Origin of the sequence: Petrimonas sp., from assembly GCF_963921705.1 — a bacterium.
GTDB lineage: Bacteria > Bacteroidota > Bacteroidia > Bacteroidales > Dysgonomonadaceae > Petrimonas > Petrimonas sulfuriphila.
Map to the genome: position 1 here is coordinate 1,714,989 of NZ_OY997410.1, position 25,893 is coordinate 1,740,881.

The window sequence follows — 25,893 nt, forward strand, 5'->3', positions numbered from 1 at the left end:
GTTTATTTTTTTAACCGGTTATATTCGTATTCAATAATATCGGTCATCACGTCAGAAATGTTGAGCCCGGCGGCGCGTACCTGTTGAGGTATAAAACTGGTCTCGGTCATTCCGGGTGTAGTATTTACTTCGAGTAGAACGGGAATACCGCCGGAAATGATGTAATCTGCCCTGATGATACCTTTTGCACCGATAAGTCGATAGATCCGTTCGGTCTGTTCCTGAACTTGTGCTGCCATGTCGTCCGGAATCCGCGCCGGAGTAATTTCTTCAACTTCCCCTTTATATTTGGCGTTATAATCGAAAAACTCATTCCGGGTAACCACTTCAGTGAGCGGCAGATGCTGAAATCCATTTCCTGCCCGATAGCATCCGCAAGTCACCTCTGTCCCTGCAATAAAACTTTCGACCATCACTTCGGAAGCTTCATTAAAAGCCTCTTCTATAGCTTGTTGTAGGAGCGATAGCTCTTTTACCTTGGTCGTAGCAAAGCTGGATCCGCCGATATTGGGCTTTACAAATAGAGGGAGGCCTAATTGATGAACGATCGATCCGGTATCGTACGATTCCCTGGAACGAAGTATCACCGATTCGGCCACGTTGAACCCGAAGCTCTTCAGGAAGTGGTTGCATGTGAATTTACTGAAAGTCAATGCAGATGCTAGCACTCCACAATTGGAGTAGGGAATGTTGAGCATATCGAGATAGCCCTGTAAAACACCATCTTCCCCCGGGGTGCCGTGAATGGTGATGTAGGCAAAATCAAACGCTGTTCTTGTTCCATTCGCCGCGAAGCTGAAATCGTTCTTGTCGATGGGAAAAGTTTCGTTTCCGTATTCCGCTTCCCAGACTTCTTTATCAATTTTTACCTTATAAAGGTTATACCTGCTTTTATCAATAAAAGAGTAAATGCCCCGGGCGCTTCTCTCTGAAACTTCCTTTTCAGACGAATAGCCTCCCCATATGATGGCAATGTTCTTTTTCATATTTTATGCATTTATATCTGTTGTTCTCCCGTTTCCCTTGCAGCCGTATATGTGCGCCAACGACCAATAACCTCCTGCATATCCTGCGGCAGTTCGCTCTCAAAAAACATCTCCTTTCTTGTACGAGGATGTATGAATCCGAGCGTTTGTGCGTGCAGGCATTGTCGCGGACAAACGGTGAAACAGTTGTACACGAACTGTTTGTATTTTGCAAAATGTGTTCCGCGCAGTACTTCGTTTCCCCCGTAACGTTCGTCGTTGAACAGCGTGTGTCCGATGTGTTTCATGTGTACACGTATCTGATGTGTGCGGCCTGTTTCCAGCTCGCACTGAACAAGCGTTACGTAACCAAATCTTTCCAGTACCTTGTAGTGAGTAACCGCAGGCTTTCCTTGTTCGCCATCGGTGAAAACGCGCATCTGCATCCGGTCTTTTGGGTTACGACCGATATTCCCGGTAATGGTGCCTTCATCGCTGGTAACGTTTCCCCACACCAGTGCCGTATATCTCCTTTTAGTGGTTTTGTTGAAAAATTGTGCGGAAAGGTATGTTTTGGCATCGGGTGTTTTAGCAATAAGTAACAAGCCCGATGTATCCTTGTCGATGCGGTGTACCAGTCCCAGGCGCGGGTCGGTCATATCCATGCCGTGTTCGTATTTCAAATGAAACGCTATCGCGTTAACCAATGTACCTGTATAGTTACCGTGCCCAGGGTGTACTACCATACCGGGAGGTTTGTTGATAACCATAAGGTCGTTATCTTCGTAAACGATGTTGAGCGGAATATCTTCCGGAAGTATTTCCAGCTCCCTTCGCGGGCGATCCATCACAACCGTGACTACATCCAGCGGTTTGACCCTATAGCTCGATTTTACGGCAATACCATTCACCAAAATACATAGAGCATCGGCAGCCTGCTGAATCCGGTTTCGTGAAATTCCTTCGATACGGTCCGATAAAAATTTGTCGATTCGCAGTAAACTTTGTCCTTTATCGGCTACAAATCGAAAATGTTCAAACTTTTCTTCCTGCGCGGAAATGCCGGTCAGCTCATCTTCATCTTCCGGAAAATCCTGAATATCGTATGGGGCCTCTTCTTTCACGTGTACATGTTTTAGCTCTTCGCAACTTGTCGCGCCTCTTTTAAAAGAACGATTCATCCATGTTGGACGGTTTTACGGGTACATTTCGTGAAGAATCGGGAATTGTTCCGGTAACTCCGGGAGAAACCACAATTTCCCTGTTTATGCTTAGCGAATCTTCTGACATCCCGCTTCCTACGACCAATTTCAAAGGTGATCCGGCAGGAATTTGCTCGTCGGGTATCAGTTTTTTCCCCCGATATTCAACCGAAATAACCAATCCGCTATACTGGGCGGGGATTTCTTCTATAGCAATTTGCGTGAATCCGATGGAGTTGAGCAGTGCAATAGCCTGTCGGGCGGAAAAATCAACCAGCCCCGGAACGGAAACCTGTTGCGGGTTGCGGGCGTAAATGGTGACATATATATCCCGGCCTTCCTTTACTTTGTTGTTCGGCTTGGGTGTTTGATCAATAATCGAACCGGGAACAGCGTCCTTTTTGTAAATCGAGTCAACGACCTGAATGTCCAACCCTTTGGATTTCAAAATAGCTTCGGCTTCCTCTTCCTGAAATCCCTGTAGCTGAGGAACCACCACGTTTTGTCCGTGACGGGTGTATACATTCAGAAAAAGTAGGGTGAGGACGAACAACAAAATAGCTACAACGCCAATGGCTACTACGTTGAGGAGAATGTTGTTGCCCGGAAATTTTTTACTAGTCGGTTTTGTGCTCATATAGTTGAATATGATGTTGAAATTTCATTGCAAAAGTACAAAAAAAATGGTTGCCTTTGTCTTTTCCGGACAAAGAGTTTGGAGTATATGCGGAACACAACAAAAAAAGCAGGAATATGCATCACATATTCCTGCTTCCCATAAAAGGCCTTTTTCGGATTAATCGGATACGGTCAATCTTACTCTTCCTTTAGCACGGCGAGAGGCCAATACTTTTCTTCCGTTCTTGGTCGCCATTCTCGAAAGGAACCCGTGTTTGTTTCTTCTCTTTCTGTTTGAGGGTTGAAATGTTCTTTTCATTTTATCTGATGTTTTATTTGTTGCTTAAATATTGGGGTGCAAAATTAGAAATTATTTTTCAAATATCCAATTTATTGGACTTAAAATTCTGTATAGCTTTGTTTTTTTATAATCAAGGTATAAATTTGTTGCTTTTTTGAGAAAAAAATCGGGCAAAATTTTGTCGGTCTCAAAAAAGGTTCTATCTTTGCACTCGCAATTTGAGGAAAGGTTAATTTTTCTTTCGGGTTCGCAACTCAAATGGCCCATTCGTCTATCGGTTAGGACGCAAGATTTTCATTCTTGAAAGAGGGGTTCGATTCCCCTATGGGCTACAATAAAAAAGATTTAAACAAGTCAAACAATAATGGCAAATCACAAATCAGCAGAAAAAAGGATCAGACAAACAAAAGTTCGTCGTTTATCAAATCGTTACGTTTCACGCACAACCAGAAATTCGGTACGCGCGTTGCGCGCTTTGACCTCAAAGGAAGAGGCTGCAGCCATGTATCCGGGGGTTTGCTCAATGTTGGATAAACTGGCAAAAAAGAAAGTTATTCATCAAAACAAAGCCAATAATTTAAAGGCTAAATTAGCTGCTCACATCAGCAAGTTGAACTGATTTTTTTATCTGTTAAGAATAAACGGAGCCGGTCACAAGTGTGTCCGGTTTTTTTTTAGCCTATACCTGATAATGGCAGTTGCTTTTCATTGCGTTTACTTTCTGCCTTTGTATTTTCGCCTTCTTTTCTTACTGGCATTGTAGTATTGATAAAACGCCAATGCGATCACTGCGATGCCTACGATGGTGATAATTGTTCCTATATTCATAGCTGTTTAATTGATTTGTGATTGAAACAAAGTTACGAAAAAACGAGAAACTTTTTCGATTTTCTCAGGCAATATTTTTTTAGTAATTTTGAGTTTTGTCTAAGCTCCAGATTTTGCTAGGATGACAGGATAAATTAAAGCACCCAATTTATGATTAAGCACATTGTACTCTTTAAGCTGGCTGAAGAAGCCGAAGGTAACTCAAAAGCCGCAAATGCGGTAATAATCAAGCAGCGCCTCGAGGCACTGAAAGATTTAATTCCCGAAATTTTAAAAATGGAGGTATCGATAAATCATGCCGATGCTCCTGCGGGTAACTACGATATTATGCTCGACAGCGAGTTCAGGAACCTGGATGATTTACATACCTATATTTCGCATCCGGAACACCAGAAAGTAGGGGCGTTTATTGGTAAGGTGCGGATTGGCCGTGCAGCTATCGATTGCGAATTTTAAACGGCTTTTCAATAGTTTTCCCTCTGCTAAAAAAACGAAAAACGGTTGGCAGGACGGCGAATTTTTCGTATATTTGTTCGGTTTTTTAACCAAAAAACGGATAGGGATAAATTATAAATTCTCAGAGAGATATTTAAAGGATAAAAATGACAGAAGAAGAAAAAAAATCGGCAAGCGGAAATTATTCCGCGCAAAACATTCAGGTACTTGAAGGGTTGGAAGCGGTTCGCAAACGCCCGGCTATGTATATCGGAGACGTAAGCGAAAAAGGATTTCATCACCTGGTTTACGAGGTGGTTGACAATTCCATTGACGAAGCACTTGCCGGATATTGCAATGAAATAAATGTAACCATCAATGAGGATAATTCCATTACTGTTACCGATAACGGGCGCGGAATTCCGGTGGATTACCACGAAAAGGAAAAAAAATCGGCGTTGGAAGTCGTGCTTACCGTACTTCACGCCGGGGGAAAGTTTGACAAGGGAACGTACAAGGTTTCGGGCGGTTTGCACGGTGTGGGCGTATCGTGTGTGAATGCCCTTTCGATGCATCTCAAAGCCGAAATTCATCGGGACGGAAAAATTCATGTGCAGGAATATTCGCGCGGAAAGCCTTATTCCGACGTGCAAGTGATCGGGCAGACCGATAAAACCGGGACCATAATCACCTTTAAACCCGATGATACTATCTTTATCGTTTCAGAATACCGCTATGACATTTTGGCTACACGACTTCGTGAACTGGCTTTTTTGAATGCCGGGGTAACGTTGACCCTTACCGATAAAAGAACGCCCCGGGAAGACGGTACGTTTAAAACGGAACGTTTTTATTCCGAAAACGGGCTGGAAGAGTTTGTTCGTTATATCGACAAGGCCAAGGAGCCGCTCATTTCGGAGCCCATTCACATTGTAACCGAAAAACAGGGCATTCCCATCGAAATAGCGATGACGTACAATTCCACGTACAACGAAAATATATTCTCTTACGTAAATAACATCAACACCATCGAAGGAGGTACACACCTTACCGGCTTCAGAAGAGGACTTTCGCGCACACTGAAGAAATATGCCGAGGATTCCAAGATGCTGGAAAAGGTAAAGGTGGAAATCAGCGGTGATGACTTTCGTGAAGGGCTTACAGCCGTGTTGTCGGTAAAAGTAGCCGAACCGCAATTCGAGGGGCAAACAAAAACCAAACTGGGAAACAGTGAGGTGATCGGCGCTGTAGATCAGGCTACTGGAGAAGCATTGAACAATTACCTGGAGGAGCACCCAAAAGAAGCAAAAATTATTGTGGAAAAGGTTATTCTTGCTGCTACGGCACGCCACGCTGCACGAAAGGCACGCGAGCTGATTCAGCGGAAATCACCGTTGTCGGGTGGAGGACTTCCCGGAAAGTTGGCCGACTGTTCCGACAAGGATGCTGAGAAATGCGAAATTTTCATCGTCGAAGGAGATTCTGCAGGGGGAACAGCCAAACAGGGCCGCGACCGTATGTTTCAGGCCATCCTTCCGTTGCGCGGAAAAATCCTGAATGTGGAGAAAGTGATGACCCACCGGGTTTTCGAAAATGAAGAGATCAGAAATATTTACACGGCTTTAGGGGTAACTATCGGAACGGAAGAAGATTCCAAAGCGTTGAATATCGAAAAACTCAGGTACCACAAGGTGGTGATCATGACTGATGCCGACGTGGACGGAAGCCACATTGCCACGCTTATCCTGACTTTCTTTTTCCGGTATATGAAGCCACTTATCGAGAACGGGTATGTCTATATTGCCACTCCGCCGCTCTATCTGTGCAAGAAAGGCAAAATCGAAGAGTATTGCTGGGATGACCGTCAACGCCAGGCATTTATCGACAAATATGCCGATGGAAATGAGAACGCAGTTCATTCTCAACGATACAAAGGGTTGGGAGAGATGAATGCCGAGCAGCTTTGGGAAACAACAATGAATCCCGAAAAACGTACGCTCCGTCAGGTAACCATCGAAAATGCGGCGGATGCCGATATAATCTTCTCCATGCTGATGGGTGAAGATGTTGCTCCACGCCGGGAGTTTATCGAAGAGAATGCTACTTACGCGCACATTGACGCATAAAACTGGGATTGTATGCTCCAACCCCCAATATTACAAACCGGTGATAAGGCAGTTATCCTTTCACCTGCCGGGAAGATAGATGCCGGGCTGGTGGCAAAGGCAGCAGACTTACTTTGTGATTGGGGATTGGGGGTGGAGATTTCCGAAAATGCATTGTGCAGGACCGGACGTTTCAGCGGCTTCGTGGAGCAACGGCTAGCAGACCTGCAGCGAGCCATGGACGACCCTGAGGTGAAGTTGATTTTCTGTTCGCGCGGAGGATACGGAACTGTACATCTGCTGGATAAACTCGACTTTACAGGTATAAGACAGTACCCGAAATGGGTTGTCGGTTATAGCGATATTACCGTTTTGCATGCAACGTTGCAGCAACATGGGATTATGTCTGTCCACGGGCCTATGGCCAAGCATTTTGCCGAGGAAGGCCCGGGTGACATTTCTGTTCGTTTCACCAAAGCCATACTTGCCGGAGAACCCGTTTTCTACGATATTCCCGTCGCAAAGTATGCTTACCTCAACCGGAAAGGCAAAGCCTCCGGAAGGTTATTTGGCGGAAACCTTTCGGTTTTTTGCGGTATTCTAGGTACACGATTTGCCTATTTACCCAAAAACGGCATTTTGTTTATCGAGGATATTGGCGAAGAGCCTTACAAGATCGACCGGTACATCAATCAACTTAAACTTGCAGGTATCTTCGACCGGATATCGGGATTGATCGTAGGTCAGTTCAGCGATTATACCGAAGACAACGATATGTATTCAGCGCTTTACGAATCCATCGCATCCGTTGTGACGGGATATGATTTTCCGGTTTGTTTCGACTTCCCGGCAGGACACGTGAAGCACAACTTCCCGCTTGTGATGGGAAAGACGGCAAAGCTTGTTGTCAAAGAGGATCAACTTATATTCAAACAATCTTAAAGCAAAAAGATGGAGGTTTCAACTGAACTTATATTGCTTATTGGTTCTTTTCTTTTTTTCGTAAGTATGCTGGTGGGAAAAGCCGGGCATAAATTCGGTGTTCCGGTTTTGCTACTCTTCCTGTTGGTAGGAATGATTTTCGGAGGGGATGGATTCGGACTTAATTTCGAGAACATTCAAATAGCACAGGCCATTGGAACCGTTTGTTTGACAATTATCCTTTTTTCCGGAGGCCTGGACACAAAGTTCAGAGAAATAAAACCGGTTATTCAGCCTGGGGTTGTTTTGGCTACGCTGGGCGTATTTATTACGGCCATTATTACGGGTGTTTTTACCTGGTGGCTGTCTGGTCAGGTTTACTCCGGGTTGGGAGTGGGTTTTCTGACGGCCATGTTGCTGGCTTCCACGGTTTCTTCTACCGATTCTGCGTCCGTTTTCGGCATTCTCCGTTCTAAAGGACTTATGCTGAAGAATAATCTTCGTCCGTTACTTGAGTTGGAAAGTGGGAGTAACGACCCTATGGCTTATATGCTGACGGTTACCTTTATCAGTCTTATCAATTCGGGCAACGACCCCAATTATGTGATGGTAGCCGTCAATATCGTTGTTCAGCTTGTGGTTGGAGCGTTGCTGGGATACTTCCTTGGGAGATTTTCGGTAGTCATCATCAACCGTATCCGAATGGACAATACTTCGCTCTATCCGGTCTTGCTCCTTATTACCGGAATATTTATTTTTGCAGTGACCTACTACCTGAAAGGCAACGGATACCTGGCGGTTTATATCGCGGGGTTGGTCATCGGGAACTCAAAGTTTGCACATAAACGCACATCGATGAGTTTTATGGATGGATTTGCCTGGATGAGTCAGATCCTCCTGTTCCTGACGCTGGGATTGTTGGTTAATCCCAGTGAATTGGTGCCGGTGTTGATTCCGGGCATTATCATTGCCCTTTTTATGATCTTTATTGCGCGTCCCATCACGGTTTACCTCTGCCTTATTCCTTTCAAAAGAATTTCATTTCGCGACAAAGCCTACATTTCATGGGTGGGATTACGCGGAGCCGTACCTATTATTTTTGCCATATTGCCGTTGGCAGCAGGAGTGCCCGGGGCAAGAACAGTGTTTAATATCGTCTTTGTGATTACCATCGTTTCCTTGTTGTATCAGGGTACTTCACTTCCCATAGTGGCCAAATGGCTTGGGCTGGCGGAAAAGCCGAGCAAGTACAAAAGTTTTGAGGATTTCGATGTTGAGTTCTCCGAAGAAATAAAATCGGCCATGACTGAGATCAGCATTACTGAAGAGACGCTAAAACACGGCAAGAACCTTATGGAGATGCCGTTGCCCGACAATACGCTGGCGGTGATGGTGAAGAGAGGTGAACGGTTTTTTGTCCCTACCGGACAAACGGCTCTCATGGATGGAGATAAGCTGTTGGTTATTTCGGACGATGAGGAGGCGCTGAAAGAAACGTACAAGAACATCGGAATTTCCAACTTCACCTATCAGAAAAACGACTGATGGAAAAATTAAATTCACTGTTCATCGTGTTGCTAGTGGGAGTTGGCCTTGTTTTTTCTGCATCGTGCAACTCTTGCCAGTCACAGAAGAACGCAGGTAAAGAAATGCCAGCAATCGCATATGCAAAAGTATCCCCCGATTTTAATTCCGACAGCGCATACCGTTTTGTTGAAAAGCAAGTCAGCTTCGGACCACGGGTTCCAGGAACGACCGCACATAAAGCTTGCGGTGACTACCTATCGGAAAAACTGGCTGCCTTCGGTGCGGATATTTTTGAACAAAAAGCCCACGTAACGCATTATAACGGACAGAACATTCAGATCCGTAACATTATCGGGAGTTTTCAGCCCGAAAAAGAGAAACGTATTTTATTGTTTGCCCATTGGGACAGTCGCCCGTTCGCCGATGAAGAGCCTGACCCCAACACACAAGATAGCCCTATTCCCGGTGCAGACGACGGAGCAAGTGGAGTAGGGGTGCTTTTGGAGATTGCCCGCCAACTGCAGCTGCAGCCTCCCGGGATAGGAGTTGACATCATCTTTTTTGATTTGGAAGACTGGGGGCAGCCCGCATTCGATAAAAATTATCTTTCGGGTGAATGGTGGTGTGTGGGATCCAGGTATTGGTCGGAAAATCCACACAAAGACAATTACAAGGCTTCGTACGGAATTTTACTCGATATGGTGGGTGCAGCAAACGCTACATTCTTGCGCGAAGGCTATTCAATGCAGTATGCGTCGAATGTCGTGTCAAAGATATGGAGCATCGCTTCCCACATGGGATACGGGAAATTTTTCGTACAACGGAACGGCAGTTATATCACCGACGATCACGTGCCGGTAATTGAGAAACGGGGTATTCCGTGTGCAAACATCATTAATTTAAAGGATACTGACAATGGCTTTGCGCCACACTGGCACACGCACAACGACGATATGCGCAACATCAGTAAGGCAACGCTCCAGGCTACCGGACAAACGGTGCTGGAAGTGGTTTACCGGGAATTAGACGAAAACAACATATGACAATCAACGAAACAGAACAAGAGATTATCGATGAATTCAGCATCTACGATGACTGGATGGATAAATACGCTTATATCATTGAGCAGGGAAATCAACTGGCACCACTTGACGAGAAGTACAAGGTGCCCGAAAATATTATTCAAGGCTGTCAGAGTCGTGTTTGGCTGCAGACTGACTACCGGGACGGGAGATTGTACCTCCAGGCAGAAAGCGACGCTGTAATTGTGAAAGGCTTGTTAGCGTTGGTATTGCGTGTGTTTAATCACCGTACTCCCGACGAAATCCTTGCTTCCGACCTCCGCTTTATGAAGGAAATCGGACTTACTGAACACCTTTCTCCTACCCGGTCGAATGGGTTGCTTTCCGTGATCAAACAAATCCGGTTTTATGCTATGGCATATAAAGCAAAGAGCGATTCGGAAAAAAGATGACTCAACCCTCAAAACCCAATATATGAAACAACTCTTATTCTTATTATTATTTATGACGACTATGACCACCGCTTCAATGGCGGATGAAAATCCTTTTTTTAAACCGTACGATACTCCATACGGCACGCCACCGTTCGATAAAATCAAGATTGAGCATTATGAGCCGGCTTTCGATGAAGCTATCCGGCAGCACAAGGTTGAAATTGAAACCATTGCTGCTAATCCGTTTGCGCCGACTTTTCAGAATACCATTGCTGCAATGGAATATTCAGGCGAAATGTTGAACCGTGTGAGCGGTGTTTTCTTCAATTTACTGAGTGCTGAAAGTAACGATGAGATGATGATGATTTCGCAGCGGTTGAGCCCGAAATTATCGGAACATTCCAACAACATTAACTTGAATGAAAAATTATTTGCCCGGGTGAAAATGGTTTATGATAACCGCCTGACTTCGGGTTTACTCCCTGAACAGATCCGTTTGGTGGAAAAATACTATGAACAGTTCGAGAATAGCGGCGCAACACTTTCTGCTGAAGACAAGGAAACCTACCGGAAGCTGTCGATGGAGCTGAGCAAAACAACCCTCGATTTTGGGCAAAACAACCTGAAAGAAACCAATCGGTTCGAAATGCTGCTCACCGATGAAGCCGATCTGGCCGGATTGCCCGTGAGCATTCTGGAGGCAGCTGTTGCCAAGGCAAAATCGAAAGGAAAAGAAGGATGGATGTTCGATTTGTCGGCTCCTAGCTACATCGGTTTTATGAAATATTCTACCCGTCGTGACTTGCGCGAGAAGCTTTACATGGCTTACAACACCAAAAGTGTTATGGGTGGAGAGTTTGACAATAAAGAAAACATTAAAAGAATCGTAAACTTACGCCTGCAGATTGCCAATTTGCTGGGTTACCGGAACTACGCCGCCTACGCCCTGAAAAATAGGATGGCAAAGAACGAGGAAGGGGTTTACAGCCTGCTCGAAGAGCTGGCCCGGGCTTACGGAGAAACAGCTCGCCGGGAGGTGAAAGAGGTGGAGGCCTTTGCTGTCAAAATGGAAGGGAACCCGACCGAAATTCAGCCGTGGGACTGGAGTTTCTACTCCGATAAGTTGAAAGACGAGCGTTTCGACCTTAACGACGAAATGACGCGTCCCTATTTTGAACTCGAGAACGTGAAGAAAGGAGTTTTTGGACTGGCTACCGACCTGTACGGGCTGACCTTTGTGAAAAATAGCCAAACGCCTGTCTATCATCCCGAAGTCGAGGCGTTCGACGTGATGGATGCCAACGGCGATTTTCTTGCTGTCCTGTTTACTGATTTTCATCCGAGAGAGGGAAAACGTTCGGGTGCCTGGATGTCGTCGTTTAAGTCGCAATTCGTGAAGAACGGAGTGGATAGCCGTCCGCACATCACCATCGTGATGAACTTCACCCGCCCCACCGAAACAAAGCCAGCACTGCTCACTTTCGACGAAGTGGAAACATTCCTGCACGAGTTCGGACATGCCTTACACGGCATGTTGGCGAAATCAACGTATGAAACCTTGTCGGGAACAAGTGTTTATCGTGATTTTGTGGAACTTCCGTCACAAATTATGGAAAATTGGTTAGTAGAAAAAGAATACCTCGATAAATTTGCATTCCATTATCAAACGGGTGAAAAAATGCCTGCGGAGTTAGTGCAGAAGATCATCGATGCCGCCAATTACAATACCGGCTACTTGACACTTCGTCAGCTTTCGTTCGGATACCTGGATATGGCGTGGCACACATTACGGCAACCGTTTGACGGAGATGTCCGTGAATTTGAACAAAAAGCGATGCGTCCGGTGCAATTACTTCCGGTTGTGCCTGAAACAAGCATGTCGACAGCGTTTGGACATATATTCTCCGGAGGGTATGCTGCCGGATACTACAGCTATAAATGGGCAGAGGTACTAGATGCAGATGCTTTCGCGGCCTTTAAGGAAAACGGAATCTTTGACAAGAAAACGGCTCGGTCTTTCCGGGTAAATATTCTGGAAAGAGGAAACACTGAAGAGCCAATGATTCTGTACAAACGTTTTCGCGGGCACGAACCCTCCATCGATGCCCTATTAGAAAGAAACGGAGTGAAACAGTGAAAAATAGCCTTCGGTAAAAAAATGATGACCGAAGGCTATTTTTTTTTGCTAATTTGTTTTGTCACAACAAATTTATTCCTACCTTTGTTGCTGCAAAAGTTTTTTATAGCAGAAACGGGTATTTGGTTATTTTCTTCCTTCTCAGGGGCAAATCAATTCTTTAACCTTATCTTTTATACAATATCTTCTGCACCAATTAATTTTTTATTTATTTTATTTTTATTTTTACATGAACATTTTTGTTGCAGGCTTGAGTTATCAAATTAACGACGCCGATTTAAAAGAACTGTTTGAGGAATACGGAGAGATTACCTCAGCTAAAATTATTACTGACAGAGAAACACGCAGATCGAAAGGTTACGGTTTTGTTGAAATGGCTGACGAAGATGGTCAGCGCGCTATTGAAGAATTGAACGGAGCTGAATACGACGGTCGTACACTGTCAGTATCAGAAGCTCGTCCCCGTGCCGAAGGAGATAATCAACGTAGCAATAGAGGCGGTGGTAACAGAGGCGGTTACGGAAATCGTGAAAGAAGATATTGATATTTCTCAATAGGTCAAAGAAAAGGAGACTGCGCGTTTATGTGCAGTCTTTTTTTATGAACCATTGCTATCATTAAGCGTTATACCAGGCAGTTTATAAACTCACAACCCCTATGCCTACTATCATACATATAGAAACAGCTACAGAAGTTTGTTCATGTGCTTTATCGTCCGGAGGAAAAGTTTTGCTGAACAGGGAAAACCTGAACGGACAATCGCACGCTACGTCCTTGGGCGTTTTTGTGGAAGAAATGATACAGTTTGTCCGCGATAACGGTATGAAGATCGATGCTGTGTCGGTAAGTAGCGGCCCCGGTTCTTATACCGGATTACGCATCGGAGTATCGGAAGCCAAAGGATTGAGCTATGGATTGGAAGTCCCCCTTATTGCTATTCCCACCCACAAGATTATGGCTTGGATGATGAGAACGGGAATTGAACCTGACCACTTGCTCTGCCCTATGATTGATGCCCGGCGAATGGAGGTCTATGCTACCATCTTCAACGCGAACTTGGAGGTTATTCGTGCCACCTCGGCAGATATCGTGGATAAAGAGAGTTATGCCGAGTTACTGAAAAATCAAAAAATCCTGTTTTTTGGCAACGGTGCCGAAAAATGTAAAGGTATTATCCTGCATCCGAACGCTTCGTTTATTCCGGCTGTAAAACCAAAGGCAGAAGCTATGACTGCCTTGGCTGAAAATGCGTTTGCCGCCTCTGATTTTGTTGACTCTGCCTATTTCGAGCCTTTTTACCTGAAAGAGTTTGTTGCTACTGTTCCCAAGAAAAAAATAATCTAAACACCCGTCTGTTTCCCTTCCTTTCTTTCAAACACTATCGCTCTGACAGGGTTTGTCAGGTCCTTTTTGTGTCCTTTTTTTGTAATATATGCTTGTAACAAGCTATAATTTAATTCTTTTCCTTCTTTTTTTACAAAAATACCCCCAATTTCCCTCAAAAGACTTTTTTTTTGAAAAAATGTCCAAAAAAAACCGATAAATCTTGCTAAATAAAAAAATTAGAATAATTTTGACAATAAACGGACATAAAGTAAATATTGTTGCGTAAAGTAAAAGATTTTGGTATCCTAAAAGGATAATAAAGTGTCCTTTTTCTGTAAAGACTTTTTTAACAAAAAATTGGAAGTATTATCCGGCTTGAACATATAATTGATTCATGCCGGATAATTAATCTACACAATCTGTAAACTATAAAAATGGAAAAAATGAAAAAGATTTTATTTGTGCTTTTAGCGGTGGCTTTTCTATTGACTAGCTGTGCCGAAATGGATGTAGGGCTTGCGGGCAACAACCGTTTTTCGTTCGAAGGAGCAACCTGTTCCATTGAACAGGCCGTTGTTCTCCATGCCCACTGCTTAATACTTTGAAAAATGTATAAACTTGCAAGAAGATGTGAAATCATGAAACAACTTATTTTAACACTAAAAGCAAATGAAAAAAGTAATTTTATTATCCCTATTGGCGGTATTATTCGCCTGTGAAAAAGACGATACTGTTGTCTCCGCGTACGAATTAAGATCCTTGACAAACACAGAATGGATTGGTGTAATGTTGGATTACTATAATGGCATGGTTGTTGTCAAAGTTATATCTAACACAGAGGCCACAATGACTGCTGGTGTTTTAACAATGTCATTCAACTACACTTTCGATTCATCATTAAAAACGGGAACCCTTACTTCCGAAGGGAACACATTCATCTATGAAGTAATGGAGAATACGTTGATCCTTTCTGACTCTTATGGTGATAAATACTATTTCACTCAAAGAAAGTAAATAGTTGTTCCCAAAAATTACTTGGCCGAATCGTAGTGATTCGGCTTTTTTTCTGCTTATCTAAATTGATGCCCAGGCAGTCTACCAGTAGCAAAAGTCTGCGAGATTTGATGTTTACCGTTGCTAGAGAAGCATATTGTGAAAAGTCACAGCATTTCCCCCGCCCCATTAACAAACAGGTTAAATCTTATCTGAAGAAACAACATAAATAAAATAGACTCAAATTATTTATTAACACATTGGTTATATTGTAGATAATGATTAAGAATGCCTGCAGGGTCATAATTCACAAATGTTAATGTTCCTATTGTCCAAAAAATTGTCCGTTTAGTTATAACCAAAAATGAGGAACCTGTTTATTTTTGACAACGGAAGAAATCTTTTTCTTTTTTAATGTTTAATCATTTTAAAATTATTATTTATGAGAAAAATTGTTTTGTTTTTCGCATTCATTGCCGCGTCGGCAATGGCCATCACTTACTCTTCCTGTTCCAATGACTTGAATCTTGCTGAGGAAGAAGGTATTGTTGCCGTTACTGCCGGTACCCGAGCAGTAGAAGTTCCCGCTTGCGTAGATCCCTGTCGTGATGTACAAGAAGTTCGCCTCATGGCTGGACAACATTACGAAGCCGGGAAAGTATATGTAGTTAACAACAAAGAAAAATTGTATGTTGCTTACGAAACTACCGGGGAATGGAAAATGAAAGCAATTCATCTTTTTGTGGGCGCTTGCGACAAGTTACCGGTGAACAAACAAGGCAATCTTGTTCCGGGACGATTCCCCTATAAAGTTGAATTTAACGGATTGCAAACCTTCTATTATGTTGAAATTCCGCTGGACACACTGCCCGAAGGCTGTATATGTGTTGCCGCTCATGCCGAAGTGGTTAAAGTGGTTGACGGCGAAATAGTTCAAAGTGAAACAGCCTTTGGAGAAGGCGGAAAAGTGGGTAAAAACTGGTTTATGAAATTTGAATATTGCATAGCCGTTTGTGAAGATGAACCGCCGGTAGAGGTGTGTTATCAGGACGAAACAGCTTGGGCTGCAGGTTCCCGTTACGTAGCACAAGGTAACTGGGCTACCTATACTCCTTATGTAGCCAATACTCCCGTTAATGTTTTTGCCGGTCAAAACTACTTGGTTGGAACCGTAACTTTTTCCGAAGTGGTGGATGGTAAAGTAACCATCACTCTTGCCGCGCTTAACGGAGCCCGGTTGCAGAGTGTTGCAGAGTCGGTAAAAATTCAGGGATATGAAACGGCTCCCAGCGGTAACCCGGCCCCCGGCCTGTTTACTACGTATAAAGGCAACGAGACAACCGTAATAGTTGATGCATATGCATATTACGGAATTCACTTAGACGTGCAGCGTGTTGTGGATTGTATGGAGTGATGAGGTATGTATTAAAACATTACATCTATGCTGTTTATAAATACCTGGAGAAATACCTTTTTTATTTTTAAACACCCGGTAGAAGGAACTTTCACTTGAAAATCCCGACATTTCCGCAATTTCCGCGATCGAAAGTGAACTAGCTTGTTCCGGCGAACAAAGCAATTCTTCGGCATAATTGACCCGGTAACTGTTCACCAAATCACAAAAGTTGGTATTGAGTTCTTCATTGACTACCTTTGAGACGTAAGTACGGTTGGTTTTTAACAACAAAGAAACGTCGGAAATCTTTAGTTCTGGATTTTTAAAAATCTCTATTTTCTCCAACAAATAGATCAAACGGTCCCGCAATGACTTCTGGTTGTCCATACCGGGAATATAATAATGAGCAACGGTTTTTTTACCCGTAAAGACCTTGCTTGATTCATACTCTTTTACATTTTGAGAAAAATGTTCAATGGTAAATCGTTGCATGTAGCTCACATAAGCGCTGAAAAAAATACAGACAGAATAAATAGCAAAAGATATATAAATAAGCCGGGGACGTGCAATAAAGTAGCTATTTCCAATACTGTTCGCCACCACCGAAACCAGTGATGCTAGGAGTAATGCAACAACAGCCCATTTTAGGGGAGTTAAATCTTTTCCTCCGAGGTTCGAGTAAAACGTCTTTACTTTTTTGTTGTACTTATTGATAAGCCTGAAACCAAAATAAACCGATAAAATGACCTGAACTGAAAACAGGACTTTAAAGAGGTATTCACGCAAAATCTGCAAACGAACTAACCGGGAGTAAGGCTCGTATCCACTTTTTTGATACATAATACCCTGTATAAATGATTCCATTTCTGCCGGTGTCATCAACAGGTAGATCACTGCGCTGTATATGGCCAGCAGAAAGGATGGTAAAGCAAGCCAGGACCACTTATACTGTATCGCCGGATCCGTCGTCAATATCCTTATGTAATAGTAGTACAGTGGAAAGATAAGCAATGAAGTAAACACCCATATGCTGTCTAGCACGGTATATAATTCATATTTATAATTGAAAAAAGCGGCATGAGCAATAAAGTTGACCAGTATAAAGATCAGTAGTAGGATAAAAAACTTTTTCGACCTGTTTTTTTGCTTATCAACGAGCAGTAAAAATATCCAAAACACACATACAGCTGCGGGCAGGATAGAAAAGATAGGGTATAACATGGCAACAAATTTAGGACAAAATTAAAAAAAGAATCTATCTGCTGCAAATTTCATCTCCTTTTATTCTTTTATTTTTTACCGTATGAGAATTTTTTTGACGATTTGGGAATATTTTATGAAATAGGAAAAAAAGATTGTCTTCAAAAAAAGCTGTCAATTATGAAGAAAAAACATCAAGAATCTAATATATAAGCAGTTATGTTTTAACGGTCATTTTCGCTGATTTTCTCGAATGTGTCCTTTTTATTAAATATTTTGACTTTTTTTCGTTATCGGATTTGTATAAAAAGTTCCTTTTTAACCTTGTCATTATCAGAAGTATGATTTTTTCATCATGCTCGTTTAGTCCAAATTTAACTTCCTGGAGTGTCTCAAAAGTGCAAAAAAAAGTCGTTTTAGTTATAACTTTTTCTTTTGGGCTATCCTAATTTTGCATCAACAAAAAAATGAATTCTCAATAAAAAACCCTATTAAAAATTATTTAGACCTTTCCCGCCTTTATTCATAAAGGTAAAAAAATAAGGTGACTAAAAGGGTTCATTTATGAGAAAAAAATGTGGAAAAGATACACTATTTTATAAAATAGGAGATTTATCAGTTATTTATGAGTCCGAAAAATACAACTTTGTGTCTGTTTTTTGCAGTTTCACACATTTACAAACCCAATATTACAAATAAAATGCTCAAGCATAATAAATTAATTCTGATTATAGTATTGATACTGGGAACGTATCAATTACATGCCCAGACAGTCGGAGTCAAAACCAATTTCGCTCATTGGGCGGCAGCAGGTACACCAAATGTTGGTTTAGAATTTGCCCTTAATCGTAAGTACACACTCGAAGTAGGAGGAGGATTCAACCCTTTTGTATTTAACGACAACAAAAAAGCAAAACACTGGATTGTTCAGCCTGAGCTGAGGTATTGGCTTTGCGAAAGTTTCAACGGCCATTTTTTTGGATTGCATGCATTGGCAGGCGAATACAACATCGGCGGAATAGATATTCCAGTAGGTCGTTTATCCAATTTAAACGAATTCCGCTACGAAGGTTTTGCTTACGGAGCTGGCATCAGTTACGGGCATCAGTGGTTAATCTCACCCAGGTGGAATTTTGAGCTCAGCATCGGCGCAGGCTATGCTTACCTGACGTACGACAAGTTTACCTGTGTGAAGTGCGGAAGCAAAATATCCAGCGATACCCAAAACTATTTGGGTGTAACTAAAGCGGCAATATCCCTTATTTATCTTATAAAATAAAAAAATGGAAGTACGTATGAAACGGAAAAGTATATACAGATTGCTTGTTACGATGACTGCCTTGTTCGTAAGCCATGAGGTAGTAACGGCTCAAGTCAACTACACGGATCAGATAGTTATTGAAAACCAGGCTATATCTAAGAAAGGGGGCGTAACAAGCGTGACCATGGATATGAACCTCGACAACTTGAGGCTCAACAAAAATGATATGCTGATTATCACACCTGTAATAGTCTCCAATCAAAATGAAGTAGAATTAGAATCTATAGCCGTGAAAGGGACACTACGGAATAAAGTGCTCCAAAGGCCGTTTGAGTGGAATGGGAAAACACACCTTTCCATGCCGGTGGAAAAACAATTGGTGCGCCGGAACGGTACGGCCCAGTCGATGCATTATACCGCCACTCTGCCATATTCGGACTGGCAACGAAATGCACGGTTGCTACTGAGAACGGAAGTAGTGGGTTGTGCCGATTGCTCGGACATGCAACCCGATAAATTGGTTTCGCAGAGGATACTGGCCGACAAGTTCATTCCCGACTTCCGCATGTCCTATATCGTACCCGAAGTGGAAGAAGTAAAAGTGCGAAGCGAAATATTCAGCGCACACCTCAACTACATCGTGGGACGTTACGATTTACTGCCGGACTTCCAGAACAATGCTGAGCAACTGGCCAGAGTAGACAGTGTAGTTCATGCACTGAAAGCCGATTCTGATCTCTCAATTACTAATTTCACTATCTCCGGCTATGCTTCCCCTGAAGACACGTACGAGCGCAATATGCTCCTCTCTCAACGCCGTGCTGAAACGTTTGCCCGTTATATGGAGAAGAAATACGGCTATGCACGGGACCGGTTTAACGTACAGTGGTTCGGCGAAGACTGGGAAGGATTACGGAAAGCTGTTGAAGGTTCCTCTTTGACCGATAAAGAAGCTGTCCTTAACATTATCGACAACGTAGGTATAAACGAGGGCCGCGAAAAACGACTCATGGAGTTGAACGGCGGTTTAACTTACAGGCTCATGCTCAGGGAGTATTTTCCACCGCTTCGCCGCAACGATTATGAGGTGACGTTCGTTTCACGTACGTTTAACGTTGAGGAAGCCAAAGAACTTATTAAAACAAAACCTAAAGTATTAAGTCTCAATGAGATGTATCTGGTGGCCAATACCTATCCAGCAGATAGCCCGCAATACAGGGAAGTATTTGATATTGCCTGTCGAACTTTTCCCGATGCCGAAGTTGCCTGCTTAAACGCTGCTGTAGGTGAGTTACGTGCAAACAGGCCCGACGCAGCCTTGGCCTATCTGGAGCAGTATAACGAGAGCCCTGCAGCAATGAATCTAATGGGGGTAGCATATGCCCAAAAAAGAGATACTGCCCGAGCCAAACAATACTTCAACAGAGCTATTCAGGCAGGCAATGCCGATGCAGAGTACAACGCAAAACAACTCCAACAATATATAGAAGATAACTTGTAGAGAGCTTGAAGATGAGAGTCTTAAGAATAAACATTAAAAGTAAACAAACGTATTAAACAGATTAAATTAAACTAAATTATTCACTTTTTAAATTATCAACTTATGAAAATTGGAAAATTATTTTTAGCGGGTGTAATCACCTTAGGATTAGGGCTTACAGCTTGCAACAATGACACTCCCGAAGTGCAGCAGGAAAAAGGTGGCATATTAACCGTGTCGGTTACACCCATCAGTGAACCGGGAGCAGGAACTCGTATAGCCGGCAATATTAACGATGCGGCTTTGGCAACGGCCGAAAGCGCAGTAAATGGGTATGAAGTATGGGTATTTAATACCAATGGAAACTTGGAAAAATATCACCAACAAGCGGATGCAAATTCTGCTCAAATTCTCGGCTTGACAGTTGGCGCTAAAGAAGTAGTGGTGGTGGCTAACGGAAACTTGGGAACTCAGCCCACTAAAGCTGCCCTGTTGGCAAAAACCAACACACTTTCTCAAAACATTGACGGCGGTATGCTAATGACTGCGGAACCGGCACAAATCACATTAACCGAGTGTAAGGCAGACCATAGCGATTGCAACACCTTGGCCGCTGAAGTAAAAAGAGTAAATGCCCGCGTAGCGGTTGTTGGTGTATCGACATCTTTTGCTGCGGAAGCTCCTTACAAAAGATTTGAGTTGGCTGAAGTAGCCATGTTCAACGTTCGCCAAACCTCCAATATTTTCGGTGCATCGCTGCTGAACGCTACTTCCAAATTTTTGTTCGGAAGCGCGTATCCAAGTCCCGAGAATTCTTACGTAGCAGCTCCCGAAGGAATTAAAGATGCTACTTTGCTTGAAATCTTGGATCCCGTGCTGAACGTTAAAGGCACTCCGCTTGATGCCGCCAATTCCAAGTACTTCTATGTACACGAAAACGACTCGACAGCCAAGAAAGAAACATTCGTTGTGCTGAAAGGTAAATTGTACGATGCTGCTGAAGGTGGTAATGTTTACCTACTCCCCGGTGTACATACCGATTCTGATGGGTTCACCTATTACAAAGTGTACGTTAATAAAACGATGGATGGGTACACTTATACCGGCGATGAAGTTGCTCACGACGGTACCGTTATCCGCAACACCCAGTACAACATCACGATTGACCTCACCAAAGCCGGTAACCCGACGATTGACGAACCTGCAGAAGCTTGTCTGAAAGTAACCGTTTCTGTTGTACCTTGGGTAGTGGTTAACCAAAACGTAAGTTGGTAAGAATCTAGCCTAAACCTCCATTTTCTCTTCACAAACAGAATGGGATGGGTCATGATTTAAAATTACCGCGGCGGGGAGTGATACCCTTCCGCGGAACAAGAAGAAACTATAAAACAACAAAAGATGAATAGCACGAACAAATACAGCTTTATACTTGTAGCAGTATTGCTGACAGTAATGCTGAGCAGTTGCCTGAAAGAAGACTTGTCGGTATGTCCACGCCCGTTCCAGATAACTGTTAAGGTAGTGGATGCCGACGGAAATGACATCACTGAATCGGGAGATGTTGAGCAAGTGATTATGTTTGTGTTCGATGAGGAGGAAAAGATATTCAAGAGCTTCTATCTCTCCGCCAGCGAGGTGAAACAGCGTAAGGCATTGCAGATTGTGATGGATTATCCCGGCCACTCTTTACTCAAGTTTGTCGCTTGGGGCAACCTGGATGAAAACGTCGACTATTCGAATATAAGCGACGTAAAAGAACTGAAAGACCTCTACGTGAGGCTGAGATCAGCGGATTCCGAACAAACAGATCAACGCATGGCGTATTCGCCCAGTGATCTTTTCTACGGAACCATCAGCGTACCGGTAGAGTATGGAGGAACAACATCCGGCACATCGCATGTGTTGGAAATCACCCGAAAAACCGCAGGAGTAACCATTACCTCCCTAAACTTGAAGCAATGGAACGGCAATGGGGAAGGCTCCTACTCCTATTCAGTGCGCGAATCGCTCGATACCTATGACATGAACGGCAACCTGACAGGAACTCGTTCTTTTTACTCGCCGCCGGCAACATTTAACAAAAACGGCAATTTCGTAGCACCCATTTTCTATATTTTTCCTGCGGCATTTGGAAAATCGATAGTGGTGGACATTCTTTATAACGGGGAGGTGATCTTCACGGCCGACAGGGACAGCATGGGAAAACCGTTCAATGCGGAGGTAGGCCGGACACTGAACATCCTTATCGATTTCAAGGCAACATTAAGCATCAATGTCAATGTCACTCCTTGGAATCAGGTCTTCCAGTACGTAGAATATCTATAAATTCGAGACAATGAAAAAAACAGCATATCCATTCAGCTTAAAGGCAATTGTCGCTATAACAGTACTTATGGCCTTATTGACATCATGCCTCTCCGACGACCTGACGGTAGACGAAGAACCGGGTATTATAGTCGTGTCACTTGATGGAGTGACAACTCGTGCAGCTGGCGATCCCCTCTTTACCGGCGATCAAGCTATCGATAAGGTGCGTGTCTTTGTATTCGCAGGTGAATACGTTGAGAAAAACAAGTTTTATGCATCCGGAAACAGTGATTTTGTTAATCCTTTCGTGTTGGAAGTAGCCACGGGCAACAAAGAGGTTTACGTGGTGGCCAATGAGAGTAGTGCACTGACTCCTCTGCTGGAATCCATCACCACTAAAACCGGACTGATGGAAATACTTGGCGATCAGATCAGCGCACCGCTGACACTTCCACTTTTGATGACTGGAAAATCTGTGGGTGTGTCGGTTGCCAACATAGAGGATCCCTTAAGAAACAATACTTCCGTCACCCTTACACGGGTAGCGGCAAAAATAAGCCTGACCTTGAAGAAAGATACGGATGCCGAAGTGAAAATTACCAGGGTGAGCCTGTTGAACAATACAGAAAAAACTGCCATCTGGGCAGGAGGTGCAAGCATCTCTGATCAGACCTACTGGAATTGGACGCATGCCTTGCCCACTGCCATCGATTTGAGTACTACTGCTACTGCCATCAGTGGATACGAGAACATTTACGTATACGAGAACCTTACAGGCGGTGTTAAGTCACTCGCCACGCAACTGGAAGTGGAAGCCTTGTACAATAACGTACCCACAAAATACCGGGTTTATCTCAACGAGAACGTTTCTTCCGTGATTAACGCGGGCGACCCCTCCTCGTCGGTCACCACCCCCGGTGACCACCTCTACTCCCTGAAAAGAAATCATGCGTACCAACTCGTCGGTACTGTTAAAAATATCGGCGAATTCGATGGGCTGACAATTCTCTCCCGTGTGCTTCCCTGGAATTATTTACCGTCAAGTTTATTGTTTGATAGGACGTTCACACTATTCCCCAAACCGACATCCAATAATTTCACGTATAGTGTAAACGAGAATGGGAAAATCAGCTTTACGTTTAAACTGACCAACCCGATCGACGCCACATGGGTAGCGAATCTCACCAATCCCACTGATTTTGAATTCGAAGGACTATACCAGGGAGGTAGAAACGACGAGGTGACCCTAACCGTCAAGGCAACAAACTTTCCGGGTGCAGAAGAACGCACGACAGAGTTCTATATTAATGTGCTGTACGGTGGAAACTCATCGGAGATACCGCTGCTCAGCGGTAGTCCTTTGGTAGGCCCCGGTAACAGGGTATTAATCAAACAATCCGCAAACCCGTAAAAATGGAGAATGAATTATGAAGAAAAGAATATACCCTTTTGTTTCACTGATTGCGGTTATGCTGATTATGGCGACCGCCTGCACATCTGAGGTGACAGAAAAATTTCCCGCCGAAGACGGCCACCTTACACTTAGTTTGTCGATGGGTGATATTTCTACCCGTGCCCTAACTACGGAAGAGAGCGATAACGACGGGAGTTATAACGAGAAGAAAATCGACAGACTCGACATCTTTTTTTATCAGGGAACTACCCTTAAATGGCGCGTGAACAACCTTTCGTATGACGCCGGAACACAGAAGACAACCATTCCGGTCGTAGCAACTAAACGGGCTTTGTTCGAGAACAACACCACAACTACCTACGACGTCTATGTAGTGGCGAACAATACTGCCGACCTAAGTTCTATCACTGAAGAAGAGAATAACTTGCAAACGTTGAAGGACCTGGTTTTCCAGACAGCAAGTTTCGTGTCCGATGGGGGAGCTGTTGCTCAATCCTCTTTCGTCATGGATGGAATGATTTCACAAATAGTGAACCTGAACACTCCCGACTTGGGGATGGTCCACCTGAAAAGGGCAGCTTCAAAGATACGGCTCCAGCTAATCGAAGTGAACGTTCCGGGATATGTTCAGGAAGGAACGGCACTGGCGAGACTGGTGCACTTCACCGACCGGTCGGTATTGATGGATGACGGCACAACATTTGTTCCGGGCAGTGCTGAGTGGAAAGATACCGGATACAAGGAATTAACAAAAACTCTTTCTGGCAACATCAACACCACAGCAGCTCCTTTCTACACCTATGCCAACGACTGGAGCTCCGATTTCACCAAGGAAACCTATCTCGAACTCCTTATTCCGTTAAAGGAAAATACAGGCAATGATATAGGCTATTACAAGTATCGTGTCCCCGTGACTCCGTATGGACTGACCGGTGATGATCAGCAATACATGAACAAGGTTCAGCGCAATTTCCTGTATGATATTGGTGTGACAGTAAAGATATTGGGAAGCAGGGATGAACCTCCGGTGGATATTCAGGGCAACTATACCATCAAGGATTGGAGCACCCAGGAAATACTGGTAACCATCACGGGTTCACACTACCTGGTAGTGTCAGAACGCAACGTGGTGATGCCAAATATGAGTTCATACACCCTCAACTTTAACTCATCTGTAGCCAACGTCATGCTCGTGCCCAATTCGTTAAAAGCAACTTACACCTATGTACCGGCCGGGGCATCGTCACCGGTCACAGAAAACGTTACTGGAGGCCAAGTGCCATCGGTACAGGTACAGTCAGGTGTGGCTTCCGGTACGATCATCATCACCAGCGACATTCCGGAAAATTACATTCCGAAAGATATCGAATTTCAAGTTACCAACGGACAGCTGACGGAAACGGTAAAAATACGACAGTTACCGGCAACCTATTTTTCAGTTACAAAAGGAGTCCGTTCCTATATGCCCGTTGAAGGTACCCGCTATTCATTACCGTCCGGCAATAATAATCCGTATATGTATGCCATTACAACATTGGCTCCTAAAGGCGATATCATATGGGGTTTTCCACCTGTTGACAGCCAAGGACAAACCATCAACAGTGAAGAGGTTTCAAAAATGGTCTCTCCTAAATTTGAAATGGCATCACAGTTTGGAGCGAGCGTTCGAAAATCTTATTCCGATGCGCAAACTCAATGTAGAGGGTATAGCGAAACTTCAGAAGATGGCACTACAAAAACAGGCTGGCGCCTTCCCACAGCAGCTGAGATTTATTATATCGATGTTCTTCAGCAAACAGCTCCTACCAAATATGTGATGAGAGGCCCCTATTACTGGAGCAACTGGAGCCAGTATCCGACAAAAAATGCCTATGGGCAATCGGGTTACTATGGTGCTTACCGGATGCGGGAAAACCTGCCTTTTGTTAGAACAGACGATACTTACAACTGGGATTCAGGGGCCACTTACAGCAGCGCTCATGTACGTTGTATCCGTGATATTAAAGATTAATTAAACTATA

24 protein-coding genes and 1 tRNA gene are annotated in these 25,893 nt (G+C 43.7%); 20 read left to right on the forward strand and 5 right to left on the reverse strand.

Features of this window, described 5'->3' with window-relative positions:
• Positions 1-2 precede the first annotated feature (2 nt).
• The 4 genes from AACM02_RS07075 to rpmH all read right to left on the reverse strand — a co-directional run bounded on the left by AACM02_RS07075 (position 3) and on the right by rpmH (position 3,104).
• Entirely contained in the window at positions 3-986 is a 984-nt protein-coding gene (locus tag AACM02_RS07075) for a D-alanine--D-alanine ligase (RefSeq protein ID WP_339116496.1), read from the reverse strand.
• 11 nt (positions 987-997) lie between these two features.
• A complete protein-coding gene (locus AACM02_RS07080; protein WP_339116497.1) occupies positions 998-2,146 on the reverse strand; it encodes an RluA family pseudouridine synthase in 1,149 nt (382 codons plus the stop codon).
• Positions 2,130-2,804 (reverse strand): PASTA domain-containing protein, encoded by a 675-nt coding sequence (locus AACM02_RS07085; protein WP_332457354.1) that lies wholly within the window; start codon positions 2,802-2,804, stop codon positions 2,130-2,132. Before AACM02_RS07085 ends, AACM02_RS07080 begins: the two co-directional genes overlap by 17 nt.
• 159 nt (positions 2,805-2,963) lie before the next feature.
• The gene (gene rpmH, locus AACM02_RS07090) at positions 2,964-3,104 is read right to left on the reverse strand and encodes a 50S ribosomal protein L34 (protein ID WP_332457353.1); all 141 of its coding nucleotides are present in this window, start codon (positions 3,102-3,104) and stop codon (positions 2,964-2,966) included.
• A 242-nt stretch (positions 3,105-3,346) separates the two neighbouring features.
• Between rpmH and AACM02_RS07095 the strand changes: the two genes are divergently transcribed.
• The 14 genes from AACM02_RS07095 (at position 3,347) to AACM02_RS07160 (ending at position 16,228) form a co-directional block, all read left to right on the forward strand.
• A tRNA-Glu gene (locus AACM02_RS07095) sits at positions 3,347-3,418 on the forward strand.
• A 32-nt stretch (positions 3,419-3,450) separates the two neighbouring features.
• A complete protein-coding gene (gene rpsT / locus AACM02_RS07100) occupies positions 3,451-3,705 on the forward strand; it encodes a 30S ribosomal protein S20 (protein WP_332457352.1) in 255 nt (84 codons plus the stop codon).
• Between the two features lie 359 nt (positions 3,706-4,064).
• On the forward strand, positions 4,065-4,370 hold the full coding sequence (locus AACM02_RS07105) for a Dabb family protein (RefSeq protein WP_339116498.1): 306 nt from the start codon (positions 4,065-4,067) through the stop codon (positions 4,368-4,370).
• Positions 4,371-4,516: 146 nt separating this feature from the next.
• A complete protein-coding gene (gene gyrB / locus AACM02_RS07110) occupies positions 4,517-6,475 on the forward strand; it encodes a DNA topoisomerase (ATP-hydrolyzing) subunit B (protein WP_339116499.1) in 1,959 nt (652 codons plus the stop codon).
• A gap of 12 nt (positions 6,476-6,487) precedes the next feature.
• Positions 6,488-7,396 (forward strand): LD-carboxypeptidase, encoded by a 909-nt coding sequence (locus tag AACM02_RS07115; protein ID WP_339116500.1) that lies wholly within the window; start codon positions 6,488-6,490, stop codon positions 7,394-7,396.
• Positions 7,397-7,405: 9 nt separating this feature from the next.
• Positions 7,406-8,920: a potassium/proton antiporter gene (locus AACM02_RS07120; protein ID WP_339116501.1), complete on the forward strand. Its 1,515-nt coding sequence runs from the start codon at positions 7,406-7,408 to the stop codon at positions 8,918-8,920.
• Complete coding sequence (locus tag AACM02_RS07125) at positions 8,920-9,945, forward strand: M28 family peptidase (protein ID WP_339116502.1); 1,026 nt, start codon at positions 8,920-8,922, stop codon at positions 9,943-9,945. The genes AACM02_RS07120 and AACM02_RS07125 overlap by 1 nt, the downstream gene beginning before the upstream one ends.
• Positions 9,942-10,376, forward strand: coding sequence for a SufE family protein (locus AACM02_RS07130; protein ID WP_332457346.1), 435 nt, complete (start codon positions 9,942-9,944; stop codon positions 10,374-10,376). Before AACM02_RS07125 ends, AACM02_RS07130 begins: the two co-directional genes overlap by 4 nt.
• Before the next feature lie 61 nt (positions 10,377-10,437).
• On the forward strand, positions 10,438-12,495 hold the full coding sequence (locus AACM02_RS07135; protein ID WP_339117442.1) for a M3 family metallopeptidase: 2,058 nt from the start codon (positions 10,438-10,440) through the stop codon (positions 12,493-12,495).
• A gap of 229 nt (positions 12,496-12,724) precedes the next feature.
• Positions 12,725-13,039: an RNA-binding protein gene (locus AACM02_RS07140; RefSeq protein WP_214062394.1), complete on the forward strand. Its 315-nt coding sequence runs from the start codon at positions 12,725-12,727 to the stop codon at positions 13,037-13,039.
• A 113-nt stretch (positions 13,040-13,152) separates the two neighbouring features.
• Complete coding sequence (gene tsaB, locus AACM02_RS07145) at positions 13,153-13,839, forward strand: tRNA (adenosine(37)-N6)-threonylcarbamoyltransferase complex dimerization subunit type 1 TsaB (protein WP_339116503.1); 687 nt, start codon at positions 13,153-13,155, stop codon at positions 13,837-13,839.
• A gap of 425 nt (positions 13,840-14,264) precedes the next feature.
• Positions 14,265-14,426, forward strand: a complete 162-nt coding sequence (locus AACM02_RS07150) for a hypothetical protein (protein WP_214062396.1) — start codon at positions 14,265-14,267, stop codon at positions 14,424-14,426.
• Positions 14,427-14,490: 64 nt separating this feature from the next.
• Entirely contained in the window at positions 14,491-14,835 is a 345-nt protein-coding gene (locus AACM02_RS07155; protein WP_339116504.1) for a hypothetical protein, read from the forward strand.
• A 421-nt stretch (positions 14,836-15,256) separates the two neighbouring features.
• The gene (locus tag AACM02_RS07160) at positions 15,257-16,228 is read left to right on the forward strand and encodes a hypothetical protein (RefSeq protein ID WP_339116505.1); all 972 of its coding nucleotides are present in this window, start codon (positions 15,257-15,259) and stop codon (positions 16,226-16,228) included.
• On the opposite strand, the gene AACM02_RS07165 is transcribed toward AACM02_RS07160, so the two are convergent.
• Positions 16,193-17,431 (reverse strand): AraC family transcriptional regulator, encoded by a 1,239-nt coding sequence (locus AACM02_RS07165; protein ID WP_339116506.1) that lies wholly within the window; start codon positions 17,429-17,431, stop codon positions 16,193-16,195. The genes AACM02_RS07160 and AACM02_RS07165 overlap by 36 nt on opposite strands.
• Positions 17,432-18,110: 679 nt before the next feature.
• Between AACM02_RS07165 and AACM02_RS07170 the strand changes: the two genes are divergently transcribed.
• From AACM02_RS07170 to AACM02_RS07195, 6 genes are all read left to right on the forward strand, one after another.
• The gene (locus AACM02_RS07170) at positions 18,111-18,689 is read left to right on the forward strand and encodes a DUF3575 domain-containing protein (protein WP_339116507.1); all 579 of its coding nucleotides are present in this window, start codon (positions 18,111-18,113) and stop codon (positions 18,687-18,689) included.
• 16 nt (positions 18,690-18,705) lie between these two features.
• Entirely contained in the window at positions 18,706-20,172 is a 1,467-nt protein-coding gene (locus AACM02_RS07175; protein ID WP_339116508.1) for an OmpA family protein, read from the forward strand.
• A 102-nt stretch (positions 20,173-20,274) separates the two neighbouring features.
• A complete protein-coding gene (locus tag AACM02_RS07180) occupies positions 20,275-21,426 on the forward strand; it encodes a fimbrial protein (RefSeq protein ID WP_339116509.1) in 1,152 nt (383 codons plus the stop codon).
• Between the two features lie 123 nt (positions 21,427-21,549).
• Positions 21,550-22,476: a FimB/Mfa2 family fimbrial subunit gene (locus AACM02_RS07185; protein ID WP_339116510.1), complete on the forward strand. Its 927-nt coding sequence runs from the start codon at positions 21,550-21,552 to the stop codon at positions 22,474-22,476.
• Positions 22,477-22,486: 10 nt separating this feature from the next.
• Positions 22,487-23,869: a fimbrial protein gene (locus AACM02_RS07190; protein WP_339116511.1), complete on the forward strand. Its 1,383-nt coding sequence runs from the start codon at positions 22,487-22,489 to the stop codon at positions 23,867-23,869.
• Between the two features lie 16 nt (positions 23,870-23,885).
• Entirely contained in the window at positions 23,886-25,883 is a 1,998-nt protein-coding gene (locus tag AACM02_RS07195) for a fimbrial protein (RefSeq protein ID WP_339116512.1), read from the forward strand.
• The last annotated feature ends 10 nt before the right edge of the window (positions 25,884-25,893 follow it).

Coding starts and splice junctions, on each gene's coding strand:
- AACM02_RS07185 (WP_339116510.1), top strand. CDS start 21,550: ATGAATAGCACGAACAAATACAGCTTTATACTTGTAGCAGTATTGCTG.
- AACM02_RS07075 (WP_339116496.1), bottom strand. CDS start 986: ATGAAAAAGAACATTGCCATCATATGGGGAGGCTATTCGTCTGAAAAG.
- AACM02_RS07130 (WP_332457346.1), top strand. CDS start 9,942: ATGACAATCAACGAAACAGAACAAGAGATTATCGATGAATTCAGCATC.
- AACM02_RS07150 (WP_214062396.1), top strand. CDS start 14,265: ATGAAAAAGATTTTATTTGTGCTTTTAGCGGTGGCTTTTCTATTGACT.
- AACM02_RS07115 (WP_339116500.1), top strand. CDS start 6,488: ATGCTCCAACCCCCAATATTACAAACCGGTGATAAGGCAGTTATCCTT.
- AACM02_RS07135 (WP_339117442.1), top strand. CDS start 10,438: ATGACCACCGCTTCAATGGCGGATGAAAATCCTTTTTTTAAACCGTAC.
- AACM02_RS07195 (WP_339116512.1), top strand. CDS start 23,886: ATGAAGAAAAGAATATACCCTTTTGTTTCACTGATTGCGGTTATGCTG.
- AACM02_RS07180 (WP_339116509.1), top strand. CDS start 20,275: ATGAAAATTGGAAAATTATTTTTAGCGGGTGTAATCACCTTAGGATTA.
- tsaB (WP_339116503.1), top strand. CDS start 13,153: ATGCCTACTATCATACATATAGAAACAGCTACAGAAGTTTGTTCATGT.
- rpmH (WP_332457353.1), bottom strand. CDS start 3,104: ATGAAAAGAACATTTCAACCCTCAAACAGAAAGAGAAGAAACAAACAC.
- AACM02_RS07155 (WP_339116504.1), top strand. CDS start 14,491: ATGAAAAAAGTAATTTTATTATCCCTATTGGCGGTATTATTCGCCTGT.
- AACM02_RS07125 (WP_339116502.1), top strand. CDS start 8,920: ATGGAAAAATTAAATTCACTGTTCATCGTGTTGCTAGTGGGAGTTGGC.
- AACM02_RS07120 (WP_339116501.1), top strand. CDS start 7,406: ATGGAGGTTTCAACTGAACTTATATTGCTTATTGGTTCTTTTCTTTTT.
- AACM02_RS07190 (WP_339116511.1), top strand. CDS start 22,487: ATGAAAAAAACAGCATATCCATTCAGCTTAAAGGCAATTGTCGCTATA.
- AACM02_RS07105 (WP_339116498.1), top strand. CDS start 4,065: ATGATTAAGCACATTGTACTCTTTAAGCTGGCTGAAGAAGCCGAAGGT.
- AACM02_RS07160 (WP_339116505.1), top strand. CDS start 15,257: ATGAGAAAAATTGTTTTGTTTTTCGCATTCATTGCCGCGTCGGCAATG.
- rpsT (WP_332457352.1), top strand. CDS start 3,451: ATGGCAAATCACAAATCAGCAGAAAAAAGGATCAGACAAACAAAAGTT.
- AACM02_RS07170 (WP_339116507.1), top strand. CDS start 18,111: ATGCTCAAGCATAATAAATTAATTCTGATTATAGTATTGATACTGGGA.
- AACM02_RS07165 (WP_339116506.1), bottom strand. CDS start 17,431: ATGTTATACCCTATCTTTTCTATCCTGCCCGCAGCTGTATGTGTGTTT.
- AACM02_RS07080 (WP_339116497.1), bottom strand. CDS start 2,146: ATGAATCGTTCTTTTAAAAGAGGCGCGACAAGTTGCGAAGAGCTAAAA.
- AACM02_RS07175 (WP_339116508.1), top strand. CDS start 18,706: ATGAAACGGAAAAGTATATACAGATTGCTTGTTACGATGACTGCCTTG.
- AACM02_RS07085 (WP_332457354.1), bottom strand. CDS start 2,804: ATGAGCACAAAACCGACTAGTAAAAAATTTCCGGGCAACAACATTCTC.
- gyrB (WP_339116499.1), top strand. CDS start 4,517: ATGACAGAAGAAGAAAAAAAATCGGCAAGCGGAAATTATTCCGCGCAA.
- AACM02_RS07140 (WP_214062394.1), top strand. CDS start 12,725: ATGAACATTTTTGTTGCAGGCTTGAGTTATCAAATTAACGACGCCGAT.